Here is a 3,652-nt window from a genome sequence, read left to right as displayed (position 1 = left end):
ATGAGTCAAATTAATACGGTGGCGGTAACACCTCCTGTCAATAATATTGATTTATCAAAACCCACTAACTCCAATTCATCCCCAACGGTATTAATTCCCAATCCTGTGAGTCAACCCGTTAATAATACACATTCCGTTAATTACCCTATTAATACACCACAAACTAATATTAATCATAATCCTAGTAATAATTCTTCTAATAATAATTTGATAATTACCCTAGTGACGAGTTTATTAGTAGCATTGGCAGTGTCAGGAGCATTTTTAATTAGTCAACACATGAAAGAAACTCAAGAAAAATTAGCTACCGTTGAAAAGGAAAAAGAAGAAATTGAAAAAGAAAAACAAGCAATGGAGGAAAAATTAGCTAAAGAAAATAATCAACAACAAAAAATAGAATCTTTCACAAATGAGGTCAAAAATAATTCTGTTGCAACAAATAATCCTATTAATCCTGTTTCAACTCATTCGATTAATCAACAAGAAGCGTTAAATATTATTCAAAAGTGGTATGACGCTAAACCTCGTATTTTTGGTGGTGAATTTAATCAGTATTTAGTACAAGAATTAACTACAGGACAACTATATAATAACACAACTAAGTATGATGGATCGATGAATTGGCTCATCAATAATAATTGTTATTATGATTATCAGTATTCTAATATTGATAATGTAATTTCTTTTAATAATAGTGGTACTAGACCAAGTTTAACTGTAAGAGTTTCAGAAAAATTGGCTTTACATGGTTCAAGTAGTGCAGGTTGCAATGGTAAGTATAAAAGTTATACAAAGCCAGTAACTTATTGGTTTGAGAAAGAGAATGGCAACTGGAAAATTTATAATTACGAAGTAAAATAAAAATGAATAAAAATCAACTAAAAGAAAAACTTAAACAATTAGGAAAAAATAAATTATCTTTTTTATTTCCTATAATTACTCCTTGTATCGCCTTTATTATTACCATAGGTTTATTAACCATTTATAATCAAAATAAAGAGAAAAATTTAACTCAAGTAGAATCAGAAACACCTCTTAATGAAACAAATCAGGAGAGAGTAACTATAGGAGAAGATACAAAATTTGAAAGTAATGATAGTCAAATAACAATAGGATCAGAAAATAATCTCAACTCTGATTTAAAAGAGAATCAATTACCACATTCTTTTAATGTGAATTCACAACAAAAAGAGTTAGTTTCTGTTGAACAAAAAATTATTAATTTAGCAAACCAAAGAAACTTACCTTTAGAAAAATTATCATTTAGTTTAATTGATTTTAGTGAGTATTCATGTTCTTTAATTAAGGAAAATAGAAGCCCTTGCTATTTTAAATATCAAGATAATATACCTCGTTATCCTGCTAGTCTTGTTAAATTATTTTGGTTAGTTATTGCCTATACTCAAAATCCTAATCCAGATGAACAATTTAAGGCACATTTAACAAAAATGATAGTTGATTCTGATAATGAAGATTCAAGCATAGTTGTTGATATTATTTCTAAGACTAAATCATCAAAAGAAAAATTACCCGATAATCAATTTCAGCTATGGAAAAATAATCGAGAAAATCTAAATAATTTTTTTAATTATCCTAATCTTAATATTAGTCAAAAAACCTTCCCTATTCCTTACTTACAAATGGATATGCCCGAAGGTACAGATTTACAATTACGTCATCCTAACGGGCAAGAAAAACCTCTTAGAAACTATATAAGTTCTTATAATACTGCTTTATTAATGTATCAAATTTATGTTCAAAAATTTCCTCAATCACAGGCGATGTTATCGTTATTAAAAAGAGATTTAAACCCTAGTGCATGGCAAGATATTCCCTTTAATTCTATCAAAGGATTTTTAGGGGAAGGAATACCTGATAAAAATGCTCAATTTTATTCTAAAATGGGATGGACTTTTAGTAATAGAAATGATGGTGCAATTATTATTAGTCCTGATGGAAAAACTCGCTATATTTTAGTTATTTTAGGAGATGATCCAGCTTATTATAAAGATGTGGAATTTATGCCGATCGTGTCTAAAATGGTTTATGAAGAAATGGTAAAAATATCTAATTAAGATAATAAATTATCATATTCATCATGAGTACCAATCCAAATCCAGTAATAATCATCACCTTTTTTGATAGCTAAAGCCCGATAATTTATAGTGATACGAATAGACCATAAATTTTTATCTACTTTTTTAAAATGTAAAGAGGGATATTGTGAATTTTTTTTCCATAGTTGATAACACTTTTTTGCCTGTTGTTTTATGTTTGGAGGAAGTTTGGCATAATTACTCCAAAAATCAGTTGTTGTAAATGACTTCATCAAGATTTCTCACATTATTAGCTTTAATATCTGCTTCAGCTTTTGCAATTAATCGATCTAATTTACCTTCTTTGAAATCATTTTTTATTTGATTATCCCAATTATCATCTAAATATTCATCTAGCCATTGTGCAAGTTGTAAAACTTGATCTTTGTTTAATTGTTTAATTGCCGTTTCAATCTCTATTAAAGTTGTCATTTTTCAGTTTAAATTAAGTGTCCATTTTATTATAGTTGATGATCTATTAATTTTTGTAAGCAGTTATAAAAAATCACTGATAAAATGCTCTAATTATTTCATTATCTAAATTATCAACAATACCTAAACTGTCATCTACAAAATCAATTGAATGTTAAGAGTGAATTTTATTTTATTTTAGCTCGATCGAGATTATAATTTAATATTACGAATTGATAGTTGTCTATTGCTTCTTGATTAGTTTAAACTAACATAAAAATTAATCCCTAAAAACAATCATGATCAATCAAAATTTATTATCAAGAATTACCTTTAATCGAGATATTTTAGCAGGAAAACCAATTATTCGGGGGTTAAGAATTTCCGTAGAAATGATTTTAGAACTTTTAGCCAAAGAGGCAACCATAGAGGAAATTTTAGAAGACTATCCTGATTTGGAATTAGCAGATATTCAAGCTGTGCTACTTTATGCTTATAATTTAGTCGCTAATGAAGAAGTTTTCGATCGAGTGACAGCATAATAGATATGAGATTTTTATTAGATGTTAATGCTAGTGGTGCATTGAAAATATTACTGATGGATATGGGCTATTATAGTCAATATTTAGAATCAAGGGCTATAGTCATTGCTGGTGAAAAAAAAATTAGAATTCGCCCTCAAGTTCATTAAAATTCGTAAGCTCAGAAAGTATTTTTGTTATACAATTTGATTAAGAGTGCATAATTTGAGTAAATCACCCTGATAAGTATATATAGTCTTAAATTGAGGGAAAATATTATGGTAAGTTCGATCGAAACCAGATACAAAATCATTAAAAGTTTAGGTAGCGGTGGCTTTGGGGATACATTTCGAAGACAGGTTGTCATTAAAAAACTAAAACCTGCTCATCAAAATAACATTTCGATCGAGCTAATTCAAGGATTATTCGAGAGAGAAGCTAAAGTATTAGAAGAATTAGGGCAAAATTGTCAACAAATCCCCACTTTATATGCTTATTTTGTCGAAAACCAAGAATTTTATTTAGTTCAAGAATATATTGAAGGGAAAAGTTTAGCGGAATTAGGCACTATTCATCATAGCCAATGTGAATCGATTTTGTCATCCTTGCTTAATACTCTTAAAT

7 protein-coding genes are annotated in these 3,652 nt (G+C 28.3%); 5 read left to right on the top strand and 2 right to left on the bottom strand.

Annotated features, from left to right (window positions below; translation table 11 throughout):
* Positions 1 to 861, top strand: an 861-nt coding sequence (locus tag ACN4EE_RS22410; protein WP_431708736.1) for an ARC6/PARC6 family protein, incomplete at its 5' end; no start/stop codon positions are given.
* 2 nt (positions 862 to 863) lie between these two features.
* Positions 864 to 2,075: a serine hydrolase gene (locus ACN4EE_RS22405; protein ID WP_431708735.1), complete on the top strand. Its 1,212-nt coding sequence runs from the start codon at positions 864 to 866 to the stop codon at positions 2,073 to 2,075.
* Here ACN4EE_RS22405 and ACN4EE_RS22400 read toward each other — a convergent pair.
* Together ACN4EE_RS22400 and ACN4EE_RS22395 are read right to left on the bottom strand one after the other, a co-directional pair.
* Positions 2,072 to 2,329 (bottom strand): ParE family toxin-like protein, encoded by a 258-nt coding sequence (locus tag ACN4EE_RS22400; protein ID WP_431708734.1) that lies wholly within the window; start codon positions 2,327 to 2,329, stop codon positions 2,072 to 2,074. The two genes, ACN4EE_RS22405 and ACN4EE_RS22400, sit on opposite strands and share 4 nt — an antisense overlap.
* A complete protein-coding gene (locus ACN4EE_RS22395; RefSeq protein ID WP_431708733.1) occupies positions 2,307 to 2,528 on the bottom strand; it encodes a hypothetical protein in 222 nt (73 codons plus the stop codon). The genes ACN4EE_RS22400 and ACN4EE_RS22395 overlap by 23 nt, the downstream gene beginning before the upstream one ends.
* A 278-nt stretch (positions 2,529 to 2,806) precedes the next feature.
* On the opposite strand from ACN4EE_RS22395, the gene ACN4EE_RS22390 reads away from it, so the two are divergent.
* The 3 genes from ACN4EE_RS22390 to ACN4EE_RS22380 form a co-directional block, all read left to right on the top strand.
* Positions 2,807 to 3,049: a DUF433 domain-containing protein gene (locus tag ACN4EE_RS22390; RefSeq protein WP_431708732.1), complete on the top strand. Its 243-nt coding sequence runs from the start codon at positions 2,807 to 2,809 to the stop codon at positions 3,047 to 3,049.
* A 5-nt stretch (positions 3,050 to 3,054) separates the two neighbouring features.
* Positions 3,055 to 3,198: a hypothetical protein gene (locus tag ACN4EE_RS22385; protein ID WP_431708731.1), complete on the top strand. Its 144-nt coding sequence runs from the start codon at positions 3,055 to 3,057 to the stop codon at positions 3,196 to 3,198.
* A 108-nt stretch (positions 3,199 to 3,306) separates the two neighbouring features.
* On the top strand, positions 3,307 to 3,652 hold a 346-nt coding region (locus ACN4EE_RS22380), incomplete at its 3' end, for a protein kinase domain-containing protein (RefSeq protein ID WP_431708730.1).

Source organism: Geminocystis sp. CENA526 (genome assembly GCF_050753365.1).
Lineage (GTDB): Bacteria > Cyanobacteriota > Cyanobacteriia > Cyanobacteriales > Cyanobacteriaceae > Geminocystis.
This window is presented reverse-complemented; position numbering and strand designations above follow the sequence as displayed.